This window comes from Colwellia sp. PAMC 21821, from assembly GCF_002077175.1.
GTDB lineage: Bacteria > Pseudomonadota > Gammaproteobacteria > Enterobacterales > Alteromonadaceae > Cognaticolwellia.
Window position 1 is genome coordinate 4,051,365 of sequence record NZ_CP014943.1, and the last position, 26,021, is coordinate 4,077,385.

Sequence of the window (26,021 nt, forward strand, 5' to 3'; positions counted from 1 at the left end):
ACTAGTGACTGCCTTTTGCGTCTAAGTAACGCTCAGCATCTAGTGCAGCCATACAACCGGCACCAGCAGAAGTAATGGCTTGACGGTAAATATGGTCGGCTACATCGCCGGCAGCGTAAATACCTTCAACACTGGTTTGTGTCGCATTACCGTTAGTACCACTTTCAATCGTTATATAACCGTCTTTCATATCAAGCTGACCGTTAAAAATATCAGTGTTTGGTTTGTGGCCGATAGCAATAAACACACCCATAACGTCAAACTCTTCAGTCGCGTCTGAATTCATGTCTTTAATGCGCACACCAGTTACACCCATGTTATCGCCAAGCACTTCATCTAATGTACGATCTAGGTGCAATACGATATTACCGTTAGCCACTTTATCCATTAAACGCTTAGTCAAAATCTTTTCTGAGCGAAAAGTATCACGACGGTGAATTAAATGTACTTCAGAAGCAATATTCGATAAGTATAAAGCTTCTTCAACAGCCGTATTACCGCCACCAACAACCGCTACTTTCTGATTCTTATAGAAAAAACCATCGCATGTTGCACAAGCAGAAACACCTTTACCCATGAAGGCTTCTTCAGATGGTAAACCAAGGTACATCGCTGATGCACCAGTACAAATAATAAGTGCATCACAGGTATAAACACCTGAATCGCCTTTGAGTTTGTATGGCTTTTCGCTAAAATCTACTTCGTTAATGTGATCAAAAATAATTTCAGTGTCGAATTTTTCTGCATGCTTTTGCATACGGTCCATTAATGCAGGGCCGGTTAAGTCATCTGCATCACCTGGCCAGTTTTCTACTTCAGTGGTTGTGGTTAATTGACCACCTTGTTGTAAACCAGTAATCATTACAGGTTTTAAATTTGCGCGTGCGGCATAAACTGCGGCTGTATATCCTGCAGGGCCTGAACCCAAAATGAGTAACGGGCAATGTCTTGCTTCGCTCATGAACTACTCCAAAAAATAAATATGTTAATGTCTTAATAGTTGGGATTCTAAGTGATTATCTCAAGAGAGCAACAAAGAAATAATTATAAATAATAATTTCTTTTACAAAACTGCACGGCTATTGTTACAAATTAGCCCTTAAGTTTGCCATGTTGCTAACATTTATAAATACTTTGAACATAAAAAAGCCGCTATAAATTAGCGGCTTTAAGTATTTCTATAACCAATTACAGGGTTGCAATGGCTACTTCTGGTGCAACATATTCATAACCCAGCACATCGGCAACTGGCTTATAAGTAACTTTTCCACCTAAAACATTTAAACCGGCCATTAAGTGCACATCATCAAGTAATGCTTGTTTCGCACCTTTGTTTGCTAAGGTCACTGTAAATGGCATAGTCGCATTGGTTAATGCCATAGTAGATGTTCTTGCAACACCACCGGGCATATTCGCTACACAATAATGTACAACGTCATCAACTACATAAGTAGGATCTTGATGCGTAGTCGCTTTAGATGTTTCAAAACAGCCGCCTTGGTCAATGGCTACATCAACTATAACAGCGCCTTTTTTCATCATTTTAATATGTTGTGCTGTAACTAACTTAGGGGCAGCGGCACCTGGAATTAATACAGCTCCAATGACTAAATCAGCTTCTATAATAAGTTGATCCATAGCATCAGCGGTTGAGTAAACCGTTTTTAAGCGTCCATCAAACTCAGTATCTAATTGGCGAAGACGAGGTAAAGAGCGATCTAAAATAGTAACATCAGCACCCATACCTACAGCCATGCGAGCAGCTTGAGTACCAACAACACCACCACCAACAATTAATACTTTAGCTGGAGCAACTCCTGGGACACCACCTAATAATGCACCTAAACCACCTTGTGCTTTTTCTAAGGCATGTGCACCGGCTTGAATTGACATACGACCAGCCACTTCAGACATAGGGGCTAAAAGTGGTAAACCACCGCCATTTTGCGTTACGGTTTCGTAAGCAATACAGGTAGCGCCAGAAGCAACAAGTAGTTCTGTTTGTTTTGGATCTGGGGCTAAATGTAGGTAAGTAAAAAGCACTTGGCCAGGGCGAAGCATTTTACATTCATTTGGTTGAGGCTCTTTTACTTTGATAATCATGTCAGCGCTTGCAAATATCTCTGCGGCTGTATTAATTATTTTAGCACCGGCTGTGATGTATTGTTCATTATCAAAACCGATTTCTGCACCACCATTATTTTCAACGATAACGTCATGGCCATTAACAATTAATTCTTTAACGCCTGCTGGAGTTAGGCCAATACGGTACTCGTGGTTTTTTATTTCTTTAGGTACGCCAATAATCATAGTTTTATCTCTGCTGTAAAATATGAAACTAGTATAATTACTTTATGTCGAATTAACCTGTCGTTATTTTAATGTTGTTAGGATATAATCCTGTCAACAGTTAATTTGTCAGTTAATTATATATGAATTCTCCAGTTGAAAAAAAAATAGACCGTATTGATAAAAACATATTATTTGAATTACAGAAAAATGGTCGATTATCTAATATAGAGCTTTCAAAAAGAGTGGGGTTAAGTGCGACACCATGTTTAGAAAGAGTTAAACGCTTAGAGAACGACAAATTTATTGTAGGTTATCAAGCCATTTTAAATCCCAAAAAACTAGACGCTGCTTTATTAGTTATCGTTGAAATAACACTCACTAAAACCAGCCCTGACGTTTTTGACGACTTTTCTAAGGCGGTTCATGAATTAGACGTTATTCAAGAATGTCACTTAGTCTCAGGCAATTTTGATTTTTTACTTAAAACTCGCGTTGCAGATATGGCCGCTTATCGTGAATTATTGGGAAATACTTTATTAAGGTTGCCTGCGGTTAGCGAAAGTAGGACTTATGTAGTGATGGAAGAAGTAAAATCTTCAAATCACTTGCCTATAAAGCGCTAAAAGCCGTTATTCACGGTAAATGTTTGCTATTACGTTTTATTCGTCGCTAATGTTTGGTATTTTAGCAGTATTATAATGATAATTTTCATAAGAGTGTGCATTTGTCTTCCCCATCTCCCAAGTTAAATGGCGTTCAGCGCCTTCTCGAAGCAGGACTTTTAGTGTCTTGCGTTTTTGCTATGTTTATCATGCTAGCCTTATTTAGTTTTGACCCAGCAGATCCAGGTTGGTCACAAACGGGTTATCAAAGTCCAGTACGTAACTTAGGTGGTGCGGTTGGCGCGTACTTATCTGACTTATTGTTAAATTTATTTGGCTTAATCGCTTATAGTCTGCCTTTTGTTATTGCCATTACCGGTTGGTTATTATTTCAAAAGTATCATCAATTAATTCGTTTAGATTATTTAACGCTTGGTTTAAAGTTTATCGGTTTTATTTTGTTTTATATCGGTATAACGTCAATTGCTAGTATGAATTTTGATGATGTTTTTTACTTTTCAGCAGGTGGTATTCTAGGTGATGTTTTAAGTAATTCTTTGTTACCTTATTTTTCATTCGTTGGAAGTACGCTGTTATTTGTAACATTTTGCGGTTCAGGTTTTGTCTTATTAACAGGTATATCGCTTCTTAAAGCTATCGATAGAGTAGGGGAGTACGCTATTCACGCTATTGAATACAGCTTAACAATCCCTTCACTGATCAAATACCACTTAGGTACAAGTCTCGAAAAAGAGTCAAAAACTACAACAACTAATCAGACTGAGCCGACATCTAAAAACTTAAATATTGATAATAAAACCTCTGCTAGCGAAATCGATAACAATGTTACTGAACATTACATAGCTTTTGAGAAAGAGTCAGACGAAGTTAAAAAAGCGCTTGAATCAATCAGTGATACCGAGCATGAGAGTATCTTTGCTAAAAGTGATGATGACAGCGCCTATAATACGCGTGAAAAAGAACCCTACGTAGATATTGATGAGTTGATGGGCGAACCGCTTGCAATGAATGTGCAAGAGCATGTCAGTGATGATGAAATTGCCGCAGCCTTTGAGCCAGTAGAAAAAATTGTTGTTGATGATGAAGCGACAACATTACATGATAAAATTTATCAGCAACTAGAAAAAGAAAAGCCCGCTGAACCCAATTATAGCGATATGCCATCATTAGACTTGTTGGATCGCAAGGACAAAGTTGAAAATCCTATTGATCAAGAACAACTCGACTTAGTCTCTCGTTTAGTTGAAGCAAAACTGATGGAGTTTGGTATTAAAGCTGAAGTTGTAGGGGTATTTCCGGGTCCGGTTATTACTCGTTTCGAACTCAACTTAGCCCCAGGTGTTAAAGCCAGTAAAATTACTAACTTGTCAAAAGATTTAGCGCGTTCGCTGTCTGCTAAAAGCGTACGTGTTGTCGAAGTTATAGAAGGCAAGTCGGTCATTGGTATTGAATTGCCCAATAAACACCGTGAAACCGTATTTTTTGCTGATGTTATATCTTGTGAAAAATTTGCTAATTCAAAATCCAATTTAGCAATGGCTATTGGTAGTGATATATCAGGTCAGCCGGTGATTGCGGATCTCGCTAAAATGCCGCATTTACTTGTGGCAGGTACTACGGGTTCAGGTAAGTCTGTTGCAGTTAATACCATGATTGTCAGTATTTTATATAAGTCTTCGCCTGAAGATGTTCGCATGATCATGATCGACCCTAAACAAGTCGAACTATCAGTTTATGACGGTATTCCACATCTACTTTCTGAAGTAGTCACCGACATGAAAGAAGCGGCTAACGCACTGCGTTGGTGTGTGGGCGAAATGGAGCGACGTTATCAATTAATGTCGAAACTTGGTGTTAGAAACCTTAAAGGGTATAACGACAAAGTGGCCAAAGCCATCGCTGCTGGCGAGCCTATGATAGATCCCTTGTGGCAGCCTAGTGATGCTTTTACGCAAACGCCACCGACATTAGATAAATTACCATCAATCGTTATTATCGTAGACGAATTTGCCGACATGATGATGATAGTGGGTAAAAAAGTTGAAGAACTTATCGCTCGAATAGCGCAAAAAGCGCGTGCTGCTGGTATTCACTTAATTTTAGCGACTCAACGTCCATCAGCCGATGTTATTACCGGTTTAATTAAAGCCAATATTCCCACGCGTATGGCGCTTAGGGTACAATCGCGTATTGAATCTCGTATCATCCTAGATCAACAAGGTGCTGATCAATTACTTGGTATGGGCGATATGTTTTATTTACCCCCAGGTGAAGCGGTACCTATTCGTGTTCATGGCGCTTTTGTTGATGACCACGAAGTACATGCGGTAGTTAATGACTGGAAATCAAGAGCAGAGCCTAACTACATAGAAGAAATTCTTTCAGGTGACACAGATCAAGATATTTTATTACCTGGTGAACAAGCAGATGCTGACAGCGAAGAAGAAATTGATACGCTTTATGATGAAGCATTAGCCTTTATCACCGAAAGTCGTCGGGTTTCAATTTCCAGTATTCAACGTAAATTTAGAATTGGTTACAACCGTTCAGCGCGTATTGTTGAACAAATGGAGTCAAATGGTGTCGTATCTAGGCCGGGTAATAATGGCGCAAGAGAAGTATTAGCGCCACCGCCAATTAAGGAACACTAACATGCAAACCAATAACAAATTGATAAAAAGTAGTGTTGCAGTTGCAACGCTATTTAGTGCCGTATTATCAACGACTAGCTTAGCTTTTAGTCATGACCATATGGACGTAACTGAATTAAAGTCCGATGTAAATCATCATAAAACTGCCAATGCAGTAAAGATGATAGATGAAAGTATCATCAATATTTCAGCAACAGATAATGCCGAGAATAGCAAAAGTGCATTAATGGAAAAATTAGCAAAAATTGAGTTTTTTAGCGCGGAATTCAATCAACAAATATTTGATGAAGCAGGTAATGAGTTACAGCAAGGTAGTGGTTCTCTCTCTGTTAGCAAACCGAATTTAGTTAATTGGCAAACCATCATGCCTGATGAGTCGCTGATAGTATCAGATGGCGAAAATTTATGGTTTTATGACCCATTTGTTGAACAGGTAAGTGTTTATACTTTAGAGAGTGCGATAGCCAATACGCCTATTTTATTGATCACGAGTAACGACGAGAAATTATGGCAAGACTATAGTGTAAGTCAACTCAGCGATAATCGTTATTTGGTAACTGCAAATAATGAGAATTCTCGCGTTAAAAGCTTAGAACTGAGCTTTGCCAACAACGTTAATAAGGTTGAACTTTCCGCATTTAATATCCTTGATGCGACGGGGCAATTAAGTGTTATTACGCTTAAACATCTAAACAAAGCGCCCAAGCCAAATTTATTTAAGTTTACTGTCCCTGAAGGTGTTTATTTAGATGACCAACGCTAATGGCTCACTTGATTTAGGCTTTGCTGAAGATGACCGTTTTAAGCCTTTAGCCGCCAAGTTAAGACCTAAGTCTCTGGCTGAATACGAAGGCCAAGAACATATTTTAGCCAAAGGCATGCCATTACCCTTGGCTATTGAGCAAGGAAAAGTGCATTCCATTATCTTTTGGGGTCCACCGGGTACCGGTAAAACGACCATTGCAGAAATTATTGCCAATCACGCCAATGCCGACATTGAGCGAGTTTCTGCTGTAACTTCTGGTATTAAAGATATACGCCAAGCGATAGAAAATGCAAAAAATCGTGCACTTCATCAACAACGTAGAACGGTACTTTTTGTTGATGAAGTGCATCGTTTTAACAAAAGTCAGCAAGATGCTTTTTTACCGCATATTGAAGACGGCACCATTATTTTTATTGGCGCAACCACTGAAAACCCTGCATTTGAGCTTAATCAGGCGATATTATCGCGTGCTCGTGTTTACACTTTAAAAAAGCTCAGTGAAAGTAATTTAAGTAACGTATTAGCCCGTGCGATAACTTTTCAAACGAACAGCTCTCAGCTCGATATTATTATCGATGAAGAAACTAAAAAGCAGCTTATTGCTTTGGCCAATGGTGATGCACGTAGGTTACTCAATTTATTTGAAAACTGCTTAGAAATTACCAAGGTTGAAAATAACCAGCAAGTACTTAGTAAAGAGCAATTAATTCAGGTTGCTGGCAATAAAATTGCGCTTTACGATAAAGGTGGCGATGCTTTTTATGATCTTATTAGTGCCTTCCATAAATCAGTTCGAGGCTCAGACCCTGATGCCGCACTTTATTGGTACGCACGGATTCTAACCGGTGGTGGCGACGCATTGTATGTTGCTCGGCGACTATTAGCCATTGCGAGTGAGGATATTGGTAATGCTGACCCACGGGCCATGCAATTAGCCATAAATGCGTGGGATACATTTCAACGTGTTGGTCCAAGTGAGGGTGAAAGAGCCATAGCACAAGCGACTGTTTACATGGCCCTAGCTCCAAAAAGCAATGCCGTATATATGGCATTTAGTCAAGCAAAAGCGTTGGCAGCTTCAACCAGCGATCTTGATGTACCGCTACATTTAAAAAATTCTACAAGTGCTATCACCAAAGAGTTGGGGCACGGCGATGAGTACCGTTATGCGCATAACGAAGTAGGGGGCTTTGCTGCAGGCGAGAATTACTTTCCTGAAGAAATAGCTCAAACAACTCTTTATCAGCCAACCGATCGCGGTTTAGAAAAACAACTGCGTGAGAAGCTAAATTATTTAAACCAGTTAAATCAACAAAGCGATAAACGTCGATATGACTAATACCATCAGTAACTTCACTTTATACTTAGTTGTAGCCTTAGGTGGTGCTTTTGGCGCTAGCTTTCGGTTCTATATTTCACAATTAATTTTAAATTGGCTCGGAAAAGGATTCCCTTTTGCGACGCTGGCGGTTAATATTTCCGGCTCCCTTATCATGGGAGCACTTTATGGGTTAATTGAACAAGGTGTAATTGAAGTAAGTGTTTATCGAACACTGATTGGTATTGGCTTTTTAGGCGCATTTACCACCTTTTCAACCTTCTCATTAGACACGTTGTTATTAATTCAACAAGGTGACATATTTAAAGCGACAATAAACATATTACTTAATGTTTGCTTGTGCATTTTTGCAGCAGCATTAGGCATGTATATTGTATCTATTTTTAACAAGTAAATAACAAAGAAAACACGTGACATATCATGCTTGATCCAAAACTACTTAGAACAGACATAGAAAACACCGCAGCTGAACTTGCTAAACGCGGATATACGCTAGACACCGCGCAATTAATTGCGTTGGAAGAGCAACGTAAAGCGATCCAAATGAACACGCAAGATTTGCAAAATCAGCGTAACACTCGCTCTAAGTCAATAGGACAAGCCAAAGCCCGTGGCGAAGATATTCAACCCTTGTTGGCAGAAGTGAGTAAACTCGGTGATGAGTTAGAAGCCGCGAAAGAAGAGCAGACGCAAGTATTAGCGAAAATTGACCTTATCGCGTCAGCCATACCAAACTTAATTCATGAGTCAGTACCTGCCGGTGCTAGTGAAGACGACAACGTAGAAATAAAACGTTGGGGTACGCCGCGTGTATTTGATTTTGAAGTCAAAGATCATGTTGATGTTGCCACCGCATTAGGCAAAGGCTTAGATTTTGAAAGTGGTGCCAAGCTTGCGGGTACTCGTTTCGCGGTTATGCGCGGTCAAATTGCTAAGTTGCACCGTGCACTAGCACAATTTATGTTAGACGTGCATAGCGAAGAGCATGGCTATCAAGAAATGTATGTGCCTTATTTAGTTAATCATGACTCTTTATACGGTACTGGCCAATTACCAAAATTCGGTGAAGATTTATTCCATACTGAATTAAACAACAAGAAACTTTCTTTGATCCCAACCGCTGAAGTGCCGTTAACTAACTTAGTGCGTGATGAAATTATTGAAGAGCAAGACTTGCCAATAAAAATGTGTGCTCATACCCCATGTTTTCGAAGTGAAGCGGGTTCATACGGGAGAGACATTCGTGGCTTGATCCGTCAGCATCAGTTCGATAAAGTTGAAATGGTACAAGTTGTGAAGCCAGAAGATTCTTTTCAAGCCTTAGAAGATTTAACCGGGCACGCAGAAAAGATTTTAGAGAAATTAGAACTACCTTACCGCACCGTTGTGTTATGTACCGGTGATATTGGCTTTAGCGCAACCAAAACTTTCGATATCGAAGTGTGGTTGCCAGCGCAAAACACCTATCGTGAAATTTCATCTTGCTCAAACATGGGTGATTTCCAAGCGCGTAGAATGCAAGCGAGATATCGCAGTAGCGAAACCAACAAACCTGAACTTGTGCATACACTCAATGGCTCTGGTTTAGCCGTTGGCCGTACCTTAGTGGCGGTGATAGAAAATTATCAACAAGCAGATGGCAGTATTAATGTTCCTACTGTTTTACAGCCTTACATGAAAGGTTGTACCAACATTAACGTTTAATTTGTTAATGTAAGCTTGCTAAAAAATCCAATACCCAGCCAGGTATTGGATTTTTTATGTACAGGATGTACGGTATGTCGCGGTGCATGGATGCAGCAGAGCGACGATGTACAGGATGTACGGTATGTCGCGTTGCATGGATGCAGCAAAGCGACGATGTACAGGATGTACGGTATGTCGCGGTGCATGGATGCAGCAGAGCGACGATGTACAGGATGTACGGTATGTCGAGGTGCATGGATGCAGCAGAGCGACGATGAAGTTATCATAGGCATGAGGCACGCTTTTAGCCGCAGGCATAACCAAGCGCTATATAAGCGCTTCAATCGTGTGTGCAGGAAAAGCATACGGACAAATCTATCAAAAAGTAGATATATTAGCTGTGTAGCGACGCGTTAAAACTTTAAATAAGTGATTTTAATATGGATAGTTCTTCAATAATGCTTTGGAGTGTTTTGTTTGGTGGCATTGGTATTGGTTATTTCATGTATGGAAAAAAACAAAAAGCTATTGTCCCGCTTTGCACTGGGCTAGCTCTGTTTGTATTCCCCTATTTTATGTCTAGTGTAACTATGTTGCTTATTGTCGGCGTAATTTTAGTCGCCATACCTTATTTTATTAAAATTTAGTTGGAAACATTATTGTTTAGTTTGCTCTATTTTAATGTTATCGGGGGTTAAGTAGCGCTGAAATATTTTTTGGTATTCTCCTGATGCTTTAATTCGTTGTAACTGCGTATTAAATTTGTCACGTATGACTTCTGACTGAAATAAAAAGCCATTGGGACTTGCACCAAACAATCCAAAGCGATCAACTTGTTGAGCCGCATCTATTTTGCCTGAATTTAAAATTTGAGCTCGATAATAATCAAAAATATGAGCATCCATTTGTACAACGTCAAACTTTTCTAGAAATAGCATTTTCACTTGCACTAGTTGATCGAATGTTTCGCTATAACGTGGATGGTTATTGGCCATTTTTGCGTATGCTTCTCCTAAGTGAATACCAGCATCTTGCCATGAAAGTAAGCTGTATTTTTTAAGATCTGTTAACTGAGTAAATTCAAAGTGTTTTTTATGCAAACTAAAGGCAAAGTTTTCATATGTGTAGGCCGTGTCGGAAAAATAACCGTCTAAATTATGTTCGTTGATGGTATTCATGTTCATGTCAGAAACAATATCAATTCCGCCTGCTTTATAAGCATTAGCTCGCCTAGCATAAGGTAAATATAGTGGCTCTATTTCATAACCTAAGGGCTGCATTGTCGCTCTTAATAAATCGAGAATAATGCCTTCGTTAGTTTCAGATAAAACCCAAGGTGCTAATTTTCCACCAAATACAACAGTCAACTTCTCTGTTGCATGTGAGACATTGAAAAATATTGAAAACAGCATCAATACAGATATGTTAACTATCGATTTTAAAGCCATTGGTTACCAAATTACTGGTGAGTATCTCGTTTGATTTTAGTCATTATATTAAGTTCTAACAAGGCGGACAGCTAACAAATGGCAGTTCAGCGATATACTACTCCTATTTAATACACTGTACTTTATGTTTCAAGCAAAGACATAAATACTTTATTTGGCATAATTTTACGCACAACATTACATTTTTTGACAAAAAATGGCTTCTACTTCAAGGTGTTTTTGTACTTATCAATTTAAAATTTTGGTAGAATTACTGAGACCAATGTCAGTAATGAGTGCCATTGGTACTCATTTAAATTTAGGTAAGGAGTCGACTTTTGTTTGGTGATCGCTTTAACGATATAAGTTTAAAAGGTGACATTTTTGGTGGTGTCACCACAGCTATTATTTCTTTACCCTTGGCGCTCGCTTTCGGTGTTGCTTCAGGAGCTGGAGCTGAAGCAGGGCTGTGGGGTGCGATATTAGTTGGTTTTTTTGCTGCCTTATTTGGTGGTTCTACATCACTTATCTCAGAGCCCACAGGGCCGATGACTGTTATTATGACCGCCGTACTCACCAGTATGATGGCTAAATATCCTGAATCTGGCATGGCGATGGCGTTTACCGTTGTGATGATGGCTGGCGCATTTCAAATATTAATTGGCACACTTAAACTCGGTAAATACATCACCTTAATGCCTTATAGCGTCATATCTGGTTTTATGTCAGGTATTGGCGTTATTTTAATTATTTTGCAGCTTTCACCTCTTTTAGGTCAAGCGGCCCCAGCAGGCGGAGTATTAGGTACAATATCAGCACTGCCTAATATCATAGCTAATATTAATTTTGGTGAGTTATTACTGGGTATTCTGACCTTAGCGGTTTTATTTTTCTTTCCAAAGCAATATCGAAAATATGTTCCGGCACAACTTGTTGCCTTAGTTGCTGTGACATTATTTTCTATCATATTTTTCGACATCGATAGTATTCGTCGTATCGGAGAGATCCCTGCAGGCTTGCCGTCTTTAGTTATGCCGCACTTTACGGCCGATATGTTTATGACCATGGTTGTTGATGCGCTGGTATTAGGTACGCTTGGCTGTATTGACACCTTACTGACAGCCGTTATTGGTGATTCACTTACCCGTAAAGAGCATGACTCTGATAAAGAGCTGCGTGGTCAAGGACTCGCTAATATGATCTCAGGATTATTTGGCGCTTTACCTGGCGCAGGCGCGACTATGGGTACAGTAACGAATATTCAAGTTGGCGCACGATCACCGCTGTCTGGCATGGTGAGGGCGTTAATTTTAGCGCTAGTAGTAATCATTGCCGGTTCGTTAACTGAACCTATTCCGATGGCCGTATTAGCGGGTATTGCGGTTTATGTGGGTTTCAACATATTAGATTGGAGTTTTATACAACGCGCGCACAAAGTTAGCCTACAAGCCATGATGATAATGTATGGTGTTATGTTATTAACCGTGTTTGTTGATTTGATTGTTGCGGTAGGGCTCGGGGTTTTTATTTCTAATATCCTTATCATTGAAAAATTGAGCCAAGCGCAATCACAGCAAGTAAAAGCGATCAGCGATACCGATCAAGATGTTGTACCGCTGACAGATAGCGAGCGCATGTTGTTAGATCGCGCAAATGGCAAAGTACTGTTTTTCTACCTTTCAGGACCGATGATTTTTAGTGTTTCAAAAGCTATAGCTCGCCAACATAGTAGTGTGGGTGACTACCAAGCAATGATCCTTGATCTAACCGATGTCCCCATGTTTGATGTGACTGTTGGTCTGGCATTAGAGAATGCCATTAAAGATGCTCAGGAAGCCAATTGCGCCGTCTTCTTGCTCTGTCCAAATCAACAAACGCGTCAGCAATTGGAAAAATTTGAATTATTAGAGATGGTGCCAAAAGAAAACACTTTTAGATACCGCCATGAAGCCCTTCAAGGTGCATTAAATTATGTTGAAGATCACGCTGCAGAAAAGTCATTAATTGTATAACGCCAGTGTGAAAATAATTACTGTAAAGCAGTCTTAATAAACCACATCAATTATTTATTAAGGCTGCAACAACAAGCAATGTATTGAAGTTAAATCCCCAAGATCATCGGTAAAATATATTGCTCAAATTTTGTCACAAACGTATGTTTTTTATACGAAAGTGTTTAATATCTCTTGCCGATAATAATTGTTACATAAATTACGCTAAAAATTGCGCTAAAGAGTAGCATTTTGCCTCACTTTAGATTAAGTTTGCGTTTTTATTTACTACAGTTAACAAGAGCGCCTTATGTTAGAAAATACTCTCCCTCAACTCGAACAACTGATTGAACAGATTATTGATAAAAATACCCAGTTAAAAAACCAAATTGCAGAATTAGAACAGCAAAAATCATTACTCGTTGATGAAAATGAAATGTTGCAACTAGAAGCGCTTGAAGGTGAAGAAAAACAAAAGCAAACTAGTAATGTTTTAACAAGTCTTTTAGATAAATTACAAAGTGTAGAAGAGCTTAGCTAATGTTTGCTGAAGACCCTATAGGTATCAGCATTGAAATTATGGGTAAGCAACATAAGTTTTCTTGCTCAGCTGAACAAGTAGAAGACTTAAAGCAAGCAGCGACTGATCTCGCTGTTATGTGTGATGACATCAAACAACAAAATGGTATGGCTAGTAGCGAGCGTACTTTATTGGTTGCTGCAATTAATTTAAGTTATTCACTACTGGTAGCAAATAATAAAATTAAGCGTCATCAACACGGACAAACTGCTTTGATTTCGACATTAAAAAGCACGTTAAACCAACCAGATTAATAAATTATTGACTGGTATTAACAACATTTTTAACTTTTTAGTATTGCTGGTATTTGTTAGCTAAAATATCAGCAATACTGGTGACTTTATGGCTGTTTTTATTACATTTAGGTGAATTACACCTAAAAACATACGGTTACTTTATTTAGGGACAACTTCATTATGGCTGATGCTAGTATTGAATTTAAAGGGTCAAGCTTTACCCTGTCTGTTTTACATTTAAGAACGTCATCGTTAGCTGATATTCGCGCTGATTTAATAAAGAAAGTAGCGCAAGCCCCCGACTTTTTTTACCTAGTCCCCGTTGTGGTCAGTATTGAACAACTCGCGTGTTCAATTGATTATCAAGCGGTAAAAGCATTAATTGAAGAATTAAACTTTACCTTTGTCGGCTTTACCGGAACTGTCGAGAAAGAGCAACGCAAGCTTATTCGTGAATTGGGTTTTTCTTTTGTTAATACTACCAAAGTTAATACTGCCAAAGTTAATACAGTTGAAAAATCTGTTACTGCACCGCAAAGCCCAGCCACTGAGACTGAAACACCCGCTATAACAGCACCCAGTAATTTATATACAGATAAAGTGCATCGAGGGCAAATTCGCTCAGGTCAGCAACTTTATGCTAAAGATCAAAACTTAGTCATTATTGGCTCAGTTTCAGCCGGAGCTGAAGTGATTGCCGATGGTAATATTCATGTTTATGGCTCATTACGCGGTCGAGCCATTGCCGGTGCAAAAGGTCACCATAAAGCACAAATATATTGCCAAAATCTTGAAGCTGAACTGGTTTCTATTAATGGCAACTATTGGCTTAGTGAGTCAATGGAGCAACATTGGGGCTCACCGGTCTATATTCATTTGACTGACAGTGAATTAACGTCATCAAAACTTATTTAATTTTTAACTTATAAAGGATATTCGGTCTATGGCACGGATAATAGTAGTTACATCAGGAAAGGGCGGTGTTGGTAAAACGACATCAAGTGCTGCCATTGGTCTTGGCCTAGCGCTGAAAGGTCATAAAGTTGTTTTAATTGATTTTGATATTGGTCTGCGAAACCTTGATTTGATCATGGGTTGTGAACGTCGCGTTGTTTACGATTTTGTTAATGTGATTAATGGTGAAGCTACGTTAAATCAAGCTCTTATTAAAGATAAACGTGTTAGTAGCCTGTCGATATTACCTGCCTCGCAAACACGTGATAAAGATGCGTTAAACAAAGAAAATGTCGGTAAAGTGCTAGAAGAGCTAGGTAAAATCTACGATTTTATCATCTGTGACTCACCCGCAGGTATTGAAGCTGGTGCTATGATGGCGCTTTATTACGCTGACGAAGCTATTGTAACCACCAACCCTGAAGTCTCATCAGTACGCGATTCTGATCGCATTTTAGGTATGTTAGCTAGTCGCTCGCGTAGAGCTGAACTTGGCTTAGAGCCAATAAAAGAGCACTTATTATTAACTCGCTATTCACCTAAACGTGTGGAAGAAGGCGAAATGCTCAGTGTTGAAGATGTTAAAGACATCCTATCGATTCCGCTGCTAGGTGTAATTCCAGAATCCCAAGCGGTACTCAAAGCATCAAATGCTGGTGAACCGGTAATTTTAGATACAGAAAGCGATGCCGGTAAAGCCTATCAAGATGTTATTGAACGTCTTTTAGGTGAAACGGTTGAATTTAGATTTATAAACGCCGAGAAAAAAGGCATTCTTAGTCGCTTATTTGGAGGTTAACATGGCATTACTTGATTATTTTTTTAAAAAAGAAAAGCAGGTAACAACAGCTTCTAAAGCTAAAGAACGTCTGCAAATTATTGTTGCGCATGAGCGTAATAGTCGAAATAAACAGCCGGATTATTTACCGCAACTCACTGAAGATATTCTTACAGTTTTGCGTAAATATATAAAAGTATCTGATGAAAGTTTTTCGATAAATCTGGATAAAAAAGAAGGCGATTTAAACGTTTTAGAGCTTAATATAGAATTGCATGACGAGCTCAGCAAAGACTAAGGGTCATTAAGATAACAATAAGGTAACCGTAAGATAATAGTAAGGTAATTAAAACTGCACTATTAAGTTTTAGGCTCTGCCGCTAAATAAATGATTATCAGCCCCTTTAACAGGGGCTTAATATTAAAACTCCTCGAAAAATCATCAATACATGAACTTGATGGTTATAAAGTAGTACCCTCTCTAAACTAGTGTTAGCAGGTTCTAAAACATCGTTTTATAGCCCCATACTTGCTACAAACACCTTTATTTATAATATTTGTGTAACTTATGCAGGCAAAATACTCTTCTCTCATTATCGAGCGTTTTTACTCCCACTAGATGAACATTTAACAAAAAGCTTTCTCAATTTTACGCTTTAAACTATACTGTTTAAATGTACAGTATTTGTTGTGTTTTATGAAAGTTATTCCCATTTTTATTGAGGCTGGTATATCTGGCTTTGAATCTCCTGCGGCAGAATATAAAGAGCTTGGTTTATCGCTTGATCAGCTGTTAATTTCACACCCAGACGCAACATTTATTGGCTTAGCCCAGGGGCCTTCTATGCAAGATGTTGGCATTTTTGATGGCGATTTACTGCTTGTTGACCGCAGCGAGCCAGTAAAAGATGGAGATGTTATTGTGGCTAACTACAACGGCTGCTTTACTTGCAAACTTATTGATAAAAAGAACGCTAGATTATTATCGGCCTCGTTCATGCATAAGCCAGTTAACATTACGCCTGAAGATGAATTTCAAATAGAAGGAGTTGTTACGCGTTCAATCCGTTTACACCGACAAGTTAAGGAACTGAGCGCATGTATGCGTTAGTTGATGCCATATCGTTCTACGCGTCTTGTGAGAAGGTGTTTGATCCTTTAATTAGAAATAGGCCAGTGGTTGTGCTGACAAATAATGATGGCTGCATATGCGCTGTTTGCCCAATTGGCCGGCGCTTAGGTATTCCAAAGTTTAAACCTTATTTTCAAATCAAACACTTCTTGGCAAAACACAATGTGGTTATTCGCTCATCCAATTATGAGTTATATGCTGATTTGAGTGAGAAGATGATGAATGTTATTGGCCGCTTCTGCGATAACCAATATGTTTACTCAATTGATGAATCTTTTTTACAGTTCAAAAAATATAACCACATTATTAACGATTGGCATAAATACGGCCATGAAATACGACGTGCCGTTTGGCAAGAAACACGCTTACCGGTTGGTGTTGGTTTTGGTTCAACACCAACACTAGCCAAAGCTGCTAATCATGCCGCTAAAAAACTACCAGGTTATAACGGTGTAGCGATTGTTGACGATGCAGCATCGCGCAAAGAAGTATTATCAAAAATGACCGTGACTGATGTGTGGGGTATTGGCAGCCGATTAGGAAAACGTTTAAATGTATTGGGCATAGTTACCGCATGGGACTTAGCCAACCAGTCACCCAAAATAATGCGTAGCCAATTTAGCGTACTGGTTGAACGAACGGTTAATGAATTGAATGGTATTGTTTGTTTAAATTGGGATGATGTTAAACAACCTAAGAAAGAAATATTTTCTACTCGAAGCTTCGGCCAACGTGTTAACGAAAGTCACCACTTGAAAACAGCGCTAGTCAGCCACGGTGTAATTGTAGCGCGTAAATTAAGGCAACAGCATTCGCGCGTTAAAAAACTTGCTATATTCGCTGCTAGCTCGCCTCATGACGAAAATTACTATAACAAATCAATAATGTGTGAATTTCCGGTGGCTACAGATAATACGCTTAATATTGCCAATGCAATATCAACTGCTTTTGATAGTATTTATGCTAGCGGTGTTAATTTTTATCGCTGTGGCGTGGGTGCCATTGAGCTTGAGAATAGTCACTTTCAACAACATGATCTATTTTCGCTAAATGAAGACAATCCAGAGCTGATGCTCTGTTATGACGGTATCAACCATCGTTATGGTAATGATACCTTACAATTAGCAGCACAGGGACGAATTGAAAAGTGGCATATGAGACGTGAGTTTCTTTCGCCAAGCTTTACAAGTAAGTGGCGAGATATACCGAAAATTCGTTGTTAAGGTCAGCAGAATAGGGCATTAGCGACTAACTACTTGGGTTTATATATTTGCATAGCTATAAAGGTTTACTCATTGAGGCAAAAATTATAAGTATGGGCAGCAAAGGAGTATAAATTGACTTTATTCATAGATGAAATCATAAAACTCCAACAACCTGATGGGCATTAATAAATACAGTTGAATCAGAGCATTTAAAGTTTATGAAGGCTCATTATGAGAGTCTGACAGATCCAAACTGTAGGTGCAGGGCAAATGGACCATTATTTAGGTTTTGTATTGAGTGAAGTTATAATTCGTAACGGTAACTTTAGATCTTTATGGTAATAGCAAGAATAGAGAGTTGCCCTTCAAAAATATCACACCATCAAATATAAATTACTTTAAAGTGAAAGATGTCGTTACATTTATTCATAAAGCTATAAAATTTCTCTTCCAAGTGTACCAACTTAAATTTTAGTTAAAAAACAATCACTTAGGTCGTTTTTTGATCAAACAAACCATCAAACTAAAAAAACAATTGCATTCGAATATATTTTGAATGTAAGTTATTACCGACAATCGTTACCGTTCGTAACAATTAGCAACACGCTTTAGTAAAAAAAGATCAGGGATTGAACTTAGATTTGATTGTATAACTCAATAGTAAAGCAATATTTACTATTATTAAAACATATGGATGTGCATTTTATGTAACTAACACCGTCACAACCACCTCTGTTTCAGTATTCATACAAATCTATTTTTTTTACCTGATTTTAAACACATAAATAAAAATCATGGTAGTAAATTAAATGAATAATAAAATTAAAATTTCGTCACTTGCCTTAATTATAGGCTTAAATACGGGTTGTAACTCTACATCTCCTCAGCAACAAATGTCAGCTCAAGAGCGTGCTCAAATTATAGAAATGCAGCAAGCTATGATGGGAAAAATGTTTGGCGGTACTACAGGTTTAGTACAGCAGCAAAAAACTCAAAAAGAAGTGCCTCCAGTTGTGGTTATTTCAGAAAAAGAATTACTAGCACAGAAGCTCGAAGTTGATGCTACTGGTGGGCCAGCTATATTCTCTAGAAAGAAAGATGGAATTTTAATTAACAATGTAATGTTCAACGACTTTGAAGGGAGTGTTGCAAACTTTGGTGGAAATCGTTTAACAGGACAATTCACATATGCTGTTAAAAATTTCGACGGCACGTTTACTTTAAAATATAACCAAGCAAACTCTGAACACGGGCCTATAAAAATAGCAACTATCGAAAGAAGTGGTGAATCATTTAATGTGACAACCGTAACAGGAAAAACCTTACCTGGCAGCTCTGTAACTCCAACATCAGATGGTTTTATAGTAGGGCGTGCGGGCTCGGCATTTAAGTATTCAATTGGTAACAATAATATAAAATCTATCACACTTAGAGATGGTTATCATATTGCTGCGCATCAAAATGGCGATGTCGCCTCTACGGGGTATATTCTTTTAGAAAAGAATGAAACACCTAAGAATGATTCTGTTGGTGGATTATTTGATTCAATCAGTAGCCTAGGAAATACGTTGGGTCTGAATAAAGTTGACCACTACATTCTTGTTAATATCAATGATGCGAGTGTTGTGCCGTTAGACGTGAACCTTGCAGGTAAAGAGGTTGCAAAACATAGCAACTGTAGATCTAAAGGTTTATACAATAAGTGTGAAAGCGTTTCTTATAGTGAAGCACTTTATGAAAAGTCTGGTCTGAAGAACAACAGTCATTATTACTGGTCTATTGATTGGATTGACACACCATCAGGTCCTCTTGCTTTTTACAAAACAAGCACAACTGTCAAAGCAGTAGACATAAAAAACAGTAAAGTTCATACATTGTTTTCAAGAGCCTTGGGTGTTAATGAATTCTCTTTAATTGAACACATGGATGGGAAACTAACTGTGAAAGCAGTTCTTGGTTTCAGTAGTGATTCTATTGAAGATGTTGAGCAATTTATTCAAACCAACACAAATGACATTGAAGATATGCCAGTGATGGATTCAGAATAAATTTTTAATATAAAAATCAAAAGAAAACAGACTAAGGTAAATTAGCAAATTTAAAGAATCTTAGTCTGTTTCTATCAAGTTGTAAGCTCCACTTTTCAACCTATAATTTCAAAGTGCCATAAGCGTAAATCAGCTCCAGTATTTTGTAATTAATCACTTTTCTGATATTACTAAGCAGTTTTAGTAAAACACATGAATTAGTATGTTTTTTATATAACCACCTGAGAATATGTTAACTAATCCACCTATACGTTAGTTTATTCCTGAGACCTATAAGTAACCTCTAATTATCTATAAAAAGAATTAATGGTTACAGTTTCTAATGTAATGACTTAATGTGATATTAATAAGAATAAGTTAAGTATTATGGATCGGGTGTTGCTAATACGTAGCCATAATATACTGTTGTACGAAAATCGAGTTTAGGACGTTGCATGAAAAATACACTTTATCAATATGCCATAGAATTTGTTATTAAAAATGCAGGAGATGATTTTTCGTCTTCTGATTTAGATAAATACTTGGTTCCTGAAAAAGATCGCGAGAAACCTAAAAGTATAAACAGGCTTTATCAATCTATACTCGAATCAGCTCAAAATGTTCAGATGAGCCCTAATGTAATTGGGAAAGCAATTAGTGGTGAAAAAGGAAATATTAGACCATTAGGCAGTTTTCTTAGTGGTTTCTCACCTAAGAAAACGATGCTGGACTTCGGTACTCTAACTGATTCTGAATTGTTGAATAGAATATTACCTACTTTGGCTATTCAACCACATCCTGAGAAAAGAAAGTTATGGCTGCGTTATTGTAAAACTATTACATCAGCAGCCAAATTTCTCAGTCAGTTTGAAACTGATGTGAATTTTTATGAGTTTATAGATCAATATTACCAAGATAAGAAAATTCGACCGTTCTTACCTATGCTCCTAAGTTATGAAATCGATGGTATTGGTTTTGCGTTAGCATGCGATTTTCTTAAAGAACTTGGATATGTGCAATATGGTAAACCTGACACTCATATTAAAGATATCTTTATAGAACTTGGTATTTTAATAGGGGCTTCTAAACAGTCATCGAAAGCAGACTACCTATCATTAAAAATCATAGACGAAATTGCTGATATCAATGACATTACACCTTACGCAGTAGACAAGATATTATGGCTAGTGTGTAGTGGAAACTATTACCTAGACGATCTAGATATCGGAAACCAAAAGAAAGCATTTATTTCCCTGGTTCGAGAGTTGGCATGAGTAATAGTATAACAAACCGCGGTTGTTGGAATCACTCGCTACGCGCAGTTTTAGGCTAACTGTATTTTTCCGCTTAGCGTTATATGCTCGGGATCCCTCGCACAACAATGAAGATTAATAAAGGCGACATAGCAATGGATATGTTGGAGGACGCAATAAATCTTTTAAAAATCCTCAAATCAAGAGGAGGGCTCAATTTCCTCCTTTCATTACTTACTCACCATGTTAAAACAATAGCCTTTAAGTCATTTGAGCTCGTAACGAATTTTTAATATAAAATCGCTTCTGCGTTGAATGGCTAATCGAGGGCAATACACCATAGTCTAGGCTTGCTTGATTAACTTGAAACAGAAAGAGCCGACTAACAATAGGTAGAATAAAGATAAACAGCGTGTATTACATTAAGGTTACAAGTGACGAGATATACACATAACGTTAGCTGTTAGCGTTTTACAGTCACCGTCATGGATCAAAGCAACATCACTAAATAATTAATTACTCTGCTGCATAATTAGATTTCATGCCTATGCAGATAACTCAGGACTGACCTATACTGTATATACAAACACACTGTATGGGTAGACATTATCATGAACATGCCAGAAGCAAGCTTTTTAGCTTGGCAACAGCAGTTTAGTACCGAAGATGATTGTTTAGAATATTTGAAAGAAATGAAGTGGCCAAACGGCTTTATTTGCCCTCGCTGTGGCAATGACCATAGCTATGAAATTAAAAGTCGTCATTTATACGAATGTACGCAATGCAAAAAGCAGACTTCAGTCACCGCAGGCACGCTTTTTCATGGCAGTCGCATCACCTTAATCCAGTGGTTTTGGGCAATATATTTTCTTGGCTCAGATAAAGGAAGCATATCAGCGCTGAGACTAAGTAAATTAATCGAAGTCAATTGGCGAACCGCGAGGCTTATTTTAAAGAAACTTCGTCGAGCTATGGGGCACAGAGATAGCTTGTATCAATTGAGTTGTACAATAGAGCTAGATGATGCTTTGGTTGGCGGTAGACAAAAAGGTAAGCGAGGTCGGGGTGCCGCAGGAAAAAAGAATGTGCTAATCGCTTGTGAAAGCAAAGAAAAAAAAGCAGGCTTTATCGCCATGGAAGTGGTTGATAGTATTTGTCATTTTAGCGTGGATAAATTTGTTAAAAAGCACTTAAAGCGAAGCCAAATAGTTCATTCTGATGCATTGCCCGCATTGAATATAATTGACCAAACGCAACACTATGAAGCAAGAGTAACACCGAGTTACTTAGTTGATGAATGGCTACCGTGGGTACATATAGCCATAGGGAATTTAAAAACGTTTTTGTTAGGTACATTCCATGGAGTATCAGGAAAATACCTACAAGAATACTTAGATGAGTTCTGTTATCGGTTTAATCGCCGATTTATCGAAAAACAGATACCTAACAGGTTGTTAAATTTAGCAATAATTCACGTACCTGTAAAATCGACCTGAGCCAAGTGCATAGGCATGTTAGATTTTAATTTGCCGAATTTAAAGCTTAGTTTTAATTTGCAAAAGATAGGGAAATATTGATAATTAGATAGCTCATTTTTGCATATATTTGCATTAATAAATGGCGAAAAGTGCGATATAAGTGCGATGGAATGGAACTAGCTCGTAAGTTCATAATGGGTAGAAATGAAAAAACCCTGTAAAAACAGGGTTTTAATTTGGTCGGAGTAGCAAGATTCGAACTTGCGACCTCACGTCCCCCAGACGCACGCGCTACCAAGCTGCGCTATACCCCGAATGATAAGCTTAATGGGGATAAAAGCTTATGCGAGCTATAATAATGATTTATGGGTCGAATGCAATTAAAAAACATCATCAGTTAAGCTAAGCGTCTAATTATTGTACGTTATGTGCTTGTTTACTGAATTGCTTAATAAAATGTACACCATCAATCATCAATGGAAAGTCAGGTTTTGCCGTAATAGGCGCGGCAAGTTGAATAGAGTAACTTTGAAAGTTACCATTTTGATCAACAAACATTGATTTATCTTTATTAAATACCACAATGCCGTTGTCCATAGTATTAGCGATAATACGGTCATTATTTAAGGCTTTAATGTCAGTGCCGTTGCTATAGCTTTTTGCTTTAATATCACAGTTTAACCAGTTTTTAATTAGCGTAGGCTGCATGTCCATATGACTAGTGAGTTTATTGATCGAGCTGTTTTTACTGTTAGGTAAAATAAGTAGCGCGGGTTTAATTGATAAACTTGTATCAATTGTGCTGTTACCAATAGAGCTTATCCAGAGGATATCATTGTTCTTCTTATCGTCTTGTTTCTTGTTTTGCGCTGATATTAAAGCATCTAAAAACAATTCAAACTGATAGCTATTATCACCTTTAAAATAAAATACGTGTAAGCCAGGGGCGTAACTATTCAATTTATCGGCGAATATTAAACTGGATATATCAGCAAGCTTTGTTGTCGTTGGGAATAATTCATTCGTAAGACTTAACAAGCCATGAGAGTTTATTACAGACGCTTCGCTGTTATCTTCACCAACAATAGTGAATGATTTAGCTAAGTTTTTCTGCGCAATAATTTGAAATATCAGCGGTTGAGCATGCTGCTCGATCAACGCTTCTTTATAAATACTTGGTAGGCTATAAAGTAAATTAAACCAAGCTTCTTTTGGTAACGCGTTATCAACGTGGTTATCAAGGGAGAGCACGCCTTGCTTGACTCTTTGCTTGATTTTGTCTAACTGTTGAGTTTGTAATGTTTGGTCTGTAATTACCATGAAAACAGATTGTTTTAACGCTGTATCATTTGGGCATTGGCCTTGATAAACAGGATATTGAGGTACTGCATCAGTAAAAGCCAACGGGCTTGTACGTCGAGCAATATAATCAACCTCATCGAACATTCCATATTTAGTTAACAGTGTTTTTGCCGTTGATGGATAAGACAATGGTAATACAGTGTCTTGACGCAATACGTCATATTCTAGATTTGCATCAGCCCAAATATGAATAATGTGACTGAAGAAGAAAAAGCTGACAAGCGGAATAACAACAAAGCGCGCAAAGATGGTTTTCTGTAATTCCTTCAGGTGTTTCCATGCATAGTTTGACGTTATAAGCTCAAACGATAATATGACCATGGTTAGCACTAAGCTAATAAACCAAAACACTCGACTATTTTGCTGAATTTCATTGCTAATAAGTTCAAGTATTGGCGCACTTGATGAAATATTTAAATGATAACCTAGGCGGGTATAAATAAATGCGTCTAATAATAACAGCAACAACTCGACGGTAAAAATGATAGAAGCAGTAACCCGAATAAACCGTGTTCGAGGGAACAATATGGTGATCGGAAACAAAATTAGCACAAAACTCATGAAAGTTAAGAAAGCCATATGGCTTAACCAAGTGGTTACTAAATAAGTTTGACCTAACAAAGTGTCAGGCATGGATTCACTAAATACATAAATTGACGATAATAATATCGCCGCAATAATATTAAAAAAAGTGAACCAATGGCTCCAACTAACTAACTGTAATAGGCGCTTACTATAAGGTTTAGATTCAAATGAAGCCATTGCGTCGTTTAATACTCTTATTATTGTTAATGAATGTCGCTTTATATTTATACTTTTTATTTAGAATTTTGTATAGATTGTTTTAAAGCCTTAGTAAAATTGTCTACTAATGCCCCTCGTTCTTCTTTCGGGACATTATTTACAATAATTTCTGTTAAGGTATTTCCTAGACACATTAGCGCTAGATCAGGGGTTGCAGACTCATTGACAAGAACATCAAGCAAATCTTTAATAATTTTTTCTACACGTTCGTTGGAATACTTGGATACAATAGGCATCTTAAACACTTAATGGTAATTTAATAAACAAACTTAAGTTTATCAAATGCCCGAACAATATAATACTGGCCTTTATCTATGAGCTTAATAATTTCGAATATAACACTGCATTTTTTATCAAAAAAAGAAGAAACAGGTGAAGTTGTACTCAGGTTAGGGCCTGAAAATGTTGCGGCTAGCAGCAAAATAGAAAGTTTTGTTGATGCATTACATAAAATTTATAATAGCAAAGGTAGTAAGGCTTACGGGCATTTTTCATCAATGCCAGCCGAAGGTGACAGTGCTAGATTTGTTGATGTTATGGAAAGTTATTTAAGTGATGCGCAAACTTTTCATCAATTTAGTGGCCAAGCCGGTAATTTACTTAAAAATGAATTAGAAAAATATGATCTGGCTGAAACTGGTTATTTAATCGTCTGCCACTACGAATATATGGGCGGTCGCTATTTACTGGTGGCGATCATTCCTATTTCAGAACATTATTCGGTTGACGGTGAATTAAATATTTCAGCTGATCAACATCTTGATACGAGTAAGCTGCAGTTAGCGGCTCGTATCGATTTATTTGATTATCAAAATAATGCTGAAGGTAACCGATACATTTCTTTTATTAAAGGTCGCGCTGGTAGAAAGGTGTCTGACTTTTTCTTAGACTTTTTAAGTTGTGAAGAAGGCTTGAATTCAAAAGAACAAACCCAAACCTTAGTACAAGCAGTTGAAGACTACGTGGCGGTTAATCAGTTTGACGCCAATGAAAAGCAACAAACGCGTAAAGAGCTATTAAGTTACTGTAAAGAGCAAAAAGAGTCGGCTCAAGATGTTTCATTGCAAGAAATTGGTAATGTCATTAAAACGGAAGAGAGTGGTCAAGACTTTTATAAATTTTGCCAAGAACAAGCCTATCCGATTGAAGAATCATTCCCACATGATCAAGCCGTAGTGAATAAAGTCACTAAATACGCTGGGTATGGTAATGGTATCAGTTTAAGTTTCGAGCGCAGCCACTTTGGTCAAGATGTTGTTTATAGCCCAGCCAATGAAAGTATTACTATTTACAAAGTGCCGCCAAACTTAAAAGATCAACTATTAGCATTAATGGAAAGCAATGCTCAACAAACGGCGAATTCAAGCCAACCCGCTATGAGTAGCGATGCAGAGACTGGCCAAATTCAAGTGGCAGATTCAGAAAACGAATAGCAGT

The 26,021-nt window shown here is 37.9% G+C and carries 24 protein-coding genes and 1 tRNA gene; 19 read left to right on the forward strand and 6 right to left on the reverse strand.

The window, feature by feature from the left end; translation table 11 throughout:
• Position 1: 1 nt before the first annotated feature.
• Together trxB and ald are read right to left on the reverse strand one after the other, a co-directional pair.
• Positions 2-961, reverse strand: coding sequence for a thioredoxin-disulfide reductase (gene trxB, locus A3Q33_RS17120; protein ID WP_081180999.1), 960 nt, complete (start codon positions 959-961; stop codon positions 2-4).
• Between the two features lie 227 nt (positions 962-1,188).
• Positions 1,189-2,310, reverse strand: coding sequence for an alanine dehydrogenase (gene ald / locus A3Q33_RS17125; RefSeq protein ID WP_081181000.1), 1,122 nt, complete (start codon positions 2,308-2,310; stop codon positions 1,189-1,191).
• Between the two features lie 122 nt (positions 2,311-2,432).
• On the opposite strand from ald, the gene lrp reads away from it, so the two are divergent.
• The 7 genes from lrp to A3Q33_RS17160 all read left to right on the forward strand — a co-directional run bounded on the left by lrp (position 2,433) and on the right by A3Q33_RS17160 (position 10,004).
• On the forward strand, positions 2,433-2,915 hold the full coding sequence (gene lrp / locus A3Q33_RS17130) for a leucine-responsive transcriptional regulator Lrp (RefSeq protein WP_081181001.1): 483 nt from the start codon (positions 2,433-2,435) through the stop codon (positions 2,913-2,915).
• A 179-nt stretch (positions 2,916-3,094) separates the two neighbouring features.
• Positions 3,095-5,566 carry a DNA translocase FtsK gene (locus tag A3Q33_RS17135; RefSeq protein WP_081182733.1) on the forward strand — a complete coding sequence of 824 codons (2,472 nt, stop codon included), beginning with the start codon at positions 3,095-3,097 and terminating at the stop codon, positions 5,564-5,566.
• A gap of 1 nt (position 5,567) precedes the next feature.
• Positions 5,568-6,329 carry an outer membrane lipoprotein periplasmic chaperone LolA gene (gene lolA, locus A3Q33_RS17140; protein ID WP_081181002.1) on the forward strand — a complete coding sequence of 254 codons (762 nt, stop codon included), beginning with the start codon at positions 5,568-5,570 and terminating at the stop codon, positions 6,327-6,329.
• Positions 6,316-7,671: a replication-associated recombination protein A gene (locus tag A3Q33_RS17145; protein ID WP_081181003.1), complete on the forward strand. Its 1,356-nt coding sequence runs from the start codon at positions 6,316-6,318 to the stop codon at positions 7,669-7,671. Before lolA ends, A3Q33_RS17145 begins: the two co-directional genes overlap by 14 nt.
• Entirely contained in the window at positions 7,664-8,065 is a 402-nt protein-coding gene (crcB, locus tag A3Q33_RS17150; RefSeq protein WP_081153642.1) for a fluoride efflux transporter CrcB, read from the forward strand. Before A3Q33_RS17145 ends, crcB begins: the two co-directional genes overlap by 8 nt.
• Before the next feature lie 26 nt (positions 8,066-8,091).
• A complete protein-coding gene (gene serS, locus A3Q33_RS17155; protein WP_081181004.1) occupies positions 8,092-9,375 on the forward strand; it encodes a serine--tRNA ligase in 1,284 nt (427 codons plus the stop codon).
• Between the two features lie 422 nt (positions 9,376-9,797).
• Positions 9,798-10,004: a hypothetical protein gene (locus A3Q33_RS17160; protein WP_081181005.1), complete on the forward strand. Its 207-nt coding sequence runs from the start codon at positions 9,798-9,800 to the stop codon at positions 10,002-10,004.
• A gap of 9 nt (positions 10,005-10,013) precedes the next feature.
• Here the strand turns inward: A3Q33_RS17160 and A3Q33_RS17165 are convergent, their stop codons facing one another.
• Entirely contained in the window at positions 10,014-10,805 is a 792-nt protein-coding gene (locus tag A3Q33_RS17165) for a substrate-binding periplasmic protein (RefSeq protein ID WP_081181006.1), read from the reverse strand.
• 317 nt (positions 10,806-11,122) lie between these two features.
• Between A3Q33_RS17165 and A3Q33_RS17170 the strand changes: the two genes are divergently transcribed.
• The 11 genes from A3Q33_RS17170 to A3Q33_RS17225 all read left to right on the forward strand — a co-directional run bounded on the left by A3Q33_RS17170 (position 11,123) and on the right by A3Q33_RS17225 (position 22,436).
• Entirely contained in the window at positions 11,123-12,796 is a 1,674-nt protein-coding gene (locus A3Q33_RS17170; RefSeq protein WP_081181007.1) for a SulP family inorganic anion transporter, read from the forward strand.
• A gap of 289 nt (positions 12,797-13,085) precedes the next feature.
• Positions 13,086-13,316 (forward strand): DUF904 domain-containing protein, encoded by a 231-nt coding sequence (locus A3Q33_RS17175; protein ID WP_081181008.1) that lies wholly within the window; start codon positions 13,086-13,088, stop codon positions 13,314-13,316.
• Positions 13,316-13,609, forward strand: coding sequence for a cell division protein ZapA (locus A3Q33_RS17180; RefSeq protein ID WP_081181009.1), 294 nt, complete (start codon positions 13,316-13,318; stop codon positions 13,607-13,609). The genes A3Q33_RS17175 and A3Q33_RS17180 overlap by 1 nt, the downstream gene beginning before the upstream one ends.
• A 162-nt stretch (positions 13,610-13,771) precedes the next feature.
• Positions 13,772-14,506: a septum site-determining protein MinC gene (gene minC, locus A3Q33_RS17185; RefSeq protein ID WP_081181010.1), complete on the forward strand. Its 735-nt coding sequence runs from the start codon at positions 13,772-13,774 to the stop codon at positions 14,504-14,506.
• A gap of 28 nt (positions 14,507-14,534) precedes the next feature.
• Positions 14,535-15,344: a septum site-determining protein MinD gene (gene minD, locus A3Q33_RS17190; RefSeq protein ID WP_081181011.1), complete on the forward strand. Its 810-nt coding sequence runs from the start codon at positions 14,535-14,537 to the stop codon at positions 15,342-15,344.
• A gap of 1 nt (position 15,345) precedes the next feature.
• Positions 15,346-15,621 carry a cell division topological specificity factor MinE gene (gene minE / locus A3Q33_RS17195; protein ID WP_081181012.1) on the forward strand — a complete coding sequence of 92 codons (276 nt, stop codon included), beginning with the start codon at positions 15,346-15,348 and terminating at the stop codon, positions 15,619-15,621.
• Positions 15,622-16,020: 399 nt separating this feature from the next.
• Entirely contained in the window at positions 16,021-16,434 is a 414-nt protein-coding gene (locus A3Q33_RS17200; RefSeq protein WP_081181013.1) for a LexA family protein, read from the forward strand.
• The gene (locus tag A3Q33_RS17205; protein ID WP_081181014.1) at positions 16,422-17,678 is read left to right on the forward strand and encodes a Y-family DNA polymerase; all 1,257 of its coding nucleotides are present in this window, start codon (positions 16,422-16,424) and stop codon (positions 17,676-17,678) included. The genes A3Q33_RS17200 and A3Q33_RS17205 overlap by 13 nt, the downstream gene beginning before the upstream one ends.
• A gap of 791 nt (positions 17,679-18,469) precedes the next feature.
• On the forward strand, positions 18,470-19,708 hold the full coding sequence (locus A3Q33_RS17210; RefSeq protein ID WP_081181015.1) for a hypothetical protein: 1,239 nt from the start codon (positions 18,470-18,472) through the stop codon (positions 19,706-19,708).
• Positions 19,709-20,142: 434 nt separating this feature from the next.
• Positions 20,143-20,961 (forward strand): hypothetical protein, encoded by an 819-nt coding sequence (locus A3Q33_RS17215; protein WP_081181016.1) that lies wholly within the window; start codon positions 20,143-20,145, stop codon positions 20,959-20,961.
• Between the two features lie 590 nt (positions 20,962-21,551).
• A complete protein-coding gene (locus A3Q33_RS17225; protein ID WP_081181018.1) occupies positions 21,552-22,436 on the forward strand; it encodes an IS1595 family transposase in 885 nt (294 codons plus the stop codon).
• Between the two features lie 219 nt (positions 22,437-22,655).
• Here A3Q33_RS17225 and A3Q33_RS17230 read toward each other — a convergent pair.
• The 3 genes from A3Q33_RS17230 to A3Q33_RS17240 all read right to left on the reverse strand — a co-directional run bounded on the left by A3Q33_RS17230 (position 22,656) and on the right by A3Q33_RS17240 (position 24,820).
• Positions 22,656-22,732: transfer RNA gene (locus A3Q33_RS17230), tRNA-Pro, on the reverse strand.
• A gap of 100 nt (positions 22,733-22,832) precedes the next feature.
• A complete protein-coding gene (locus A3Q33_RS17235) occupies positions 22,833-24,542 on the reverse strand; it encodes a DUF3413 domain-containing protein (RefSeq protein WP_081181019.1) in 1,710 nt (569 codons plus the stop codon).
• A gap of 56 nt (positions 24,543-24,598) precedes the next feature.
• Positions 24,599-24,820 carry a YejL family protein gene (locus A3Q33_RS17240; RefSeq protein WP_081181020.1) on the reverse strand — a complete coding sequence of 74 codons (222 nt, stop codon included), beginning with the start codon at positions 24,818-24,820 and terminating at the stop codon, positions 24,599-24,601.
• A 78-nt stretch (positions 24,821-24,898) separates the two neighbouring features.
• Here A3Q33_RS17240 and yejK point away from each other — a divergent pair, with 78 nt between their 5' ends.
• A complete protein-coding gene (yejK, locus tag A3Q33_RS17245) occupies positions 24,899-26,017 on the forward strand; it encodes a nucleoid-associated protein YejK (protein WP_081181021.1) in 1,119 nt (372 codons plus the stop codon).
• Positions 26,018-26,021: the final 4 nt, after the last annotated feature.

Excerpts from the sequence above, each read along its gene's own strand:
- trxB (WP_081180999.1), bottom strand. The coding sequence starts at position 961 with ATGAGCGAAGCAAGACATTGCCCGTTACTCATTTTGGGTTCAGGCCCT.
- ald (WP_081181000.1), bottom strand. The coding sequence starts at position 2,310 with ATGATTATTGGCGTACCTAAAGAAATAAAAAACCACGAGTACCGTATT.
- lrp (WP_081181001.1), top strand. The coding sequence starts at position 2,433 with ATGAATTCTCCAGTTGAAAAAAAAATAGACCGTATTGATAAAAACATA.
- A3Q33_RS17135 (WP_081182733.1), top strand. The coding sequence starts at position 3,095 with ATGTTTATCATGCTAGCCTTATTTAGTTTTGACCCAGCAGATCCAGGT.
- lolA (WP_081181002.1), top strand. The coding sequence starts at position 5,568 with ATGCAAACCAATAACAAATTGATAAAAAGTAGTGTTGCAGTTGCAACG.
- A3Q33_RS17145 (WP_081181003.1), top strand. The coding sequence starts at position 6,316 with ATGACCAACGCTAATGGCTCACTTGATTTAGGCTTTGCTGAAGATGAC.
- crcB (WP_081153642.1), top strand. The coding sequence starts at position 7,664 with ATGACTAATACCATCAGTAACTTCACTTTATACTTAGTTGTAGCCTTA.
- serS (WP_081181004.1), top strand. The coding sequence starts at position 8,092 with ATGCTTGATCCAAAACTACTTAGAACAGACATAGAAAACACCGCAGCT.
- A3Q33_RS17160 (WP_081181005.1), top strand. The coding sequence starts at position 9,798 with ATGGATAGTTCTTCAATAATGCTTTGGAGTGTTTTGTTTGGTGGCATT.
- A3Q33_RS17165 (WP_081181006.1), bottom strand. The coding sequence starts at position 10,805 with ATGGCTTTAAAATCGATAGTTAACATATCTGTATTGATGCTGTTTTCA.
- A3Q33_RS17175 (WP_081181008.1), top strand. The coding sequence starts at position 13,086 with ATGTTAGAAAATACTCTCCCTCAACTCGAACAACTGATTGAACAGATT.
- A3Q33_RS17180 (WP_081181009.1), top strand. The coding sequence starts at position 13,316 with ATGTTTGCTGAAGACCCTATAGGTATCAGCATTGAAATTATGGGTAAG.
- minC (WP_081181010.1), top strand. The coding sequence starts at position 13,772 with ATGGCTGATGCTAGTATTGAATTTAAAGGGTCAAGCTTTACCCTGTCT.
- minD (WP_081181011.1), top strand. The coding sequence starts at position 14,535 with ATGGCACGGATAATAGTAGTTACATCAGGAAAGGGCGGTGTTGGTAAA.
- minE (WP_081181012.1), top strand. The coding sequence starts at position 15,346 with ATGGCATTACTTGATTATTTTTTTAAAAAAGAAAAGCAGGTAACAACA.
- A3Q33_RS17200 (WP_081181013.1), top strand. The coding sequence starts at position 16,021 with ATGAAAGTTATTCCCATTTTTATTGAGGCTGGTATATCTGGCTTTGAA.
- A3Q33_RS17205 (WP_081181014.1), top strand. The coding sequence starts at position 16,422 with ATGTATGCGTTAGTTGATGCCATATCGTTCTACGCGTCTTGTGAGAAG.
- A3Q33_RS17210 (WP_081181015.1), top strand. The coding sequence starts at position 18,470 with ATGAATAATAAAATTAAAATTTCGTCACTTGCCTTAATTATAGGCTTA.
- A3Q33_RS17215 (WP_081181016.1), top strand. The coding sequence starts at position 20,143 with ATGAAAAATACACTTTATCAATATGCCATAGAATTTGTTATTAAAAAT.
- A3Q33_RS17225 (WP_081181018.1), top strand. The coding sequence starts at position 21,552 with ATGAACATGCCAGAAGCAAGCTTTTTAGCTTGGCAACAGCAGTTTAGT.
- A3Q33_RS17235 (WP_081181019.1), bottom strand. The coding sequence starts at position 24,542 with ATGGCTTCATTTGAATCTAAACCTTATAGTAAGCGCCTATTACAGTTA.
- A3Q33_RS17240 (WP_081181020.1), bottom strand. The coding sequence starts at position 24,820 with ATGCCTATTGTATCCAAGTATTCCAACGAACGTGTAGAAAAAATTATT.
- yejK (WP_081181021.1), top strand. The coding sequence starts at position 24,899 with ATGAGCTTAATAATTTCGAATATAACACTGCATTTTTTATCAAAAAAA.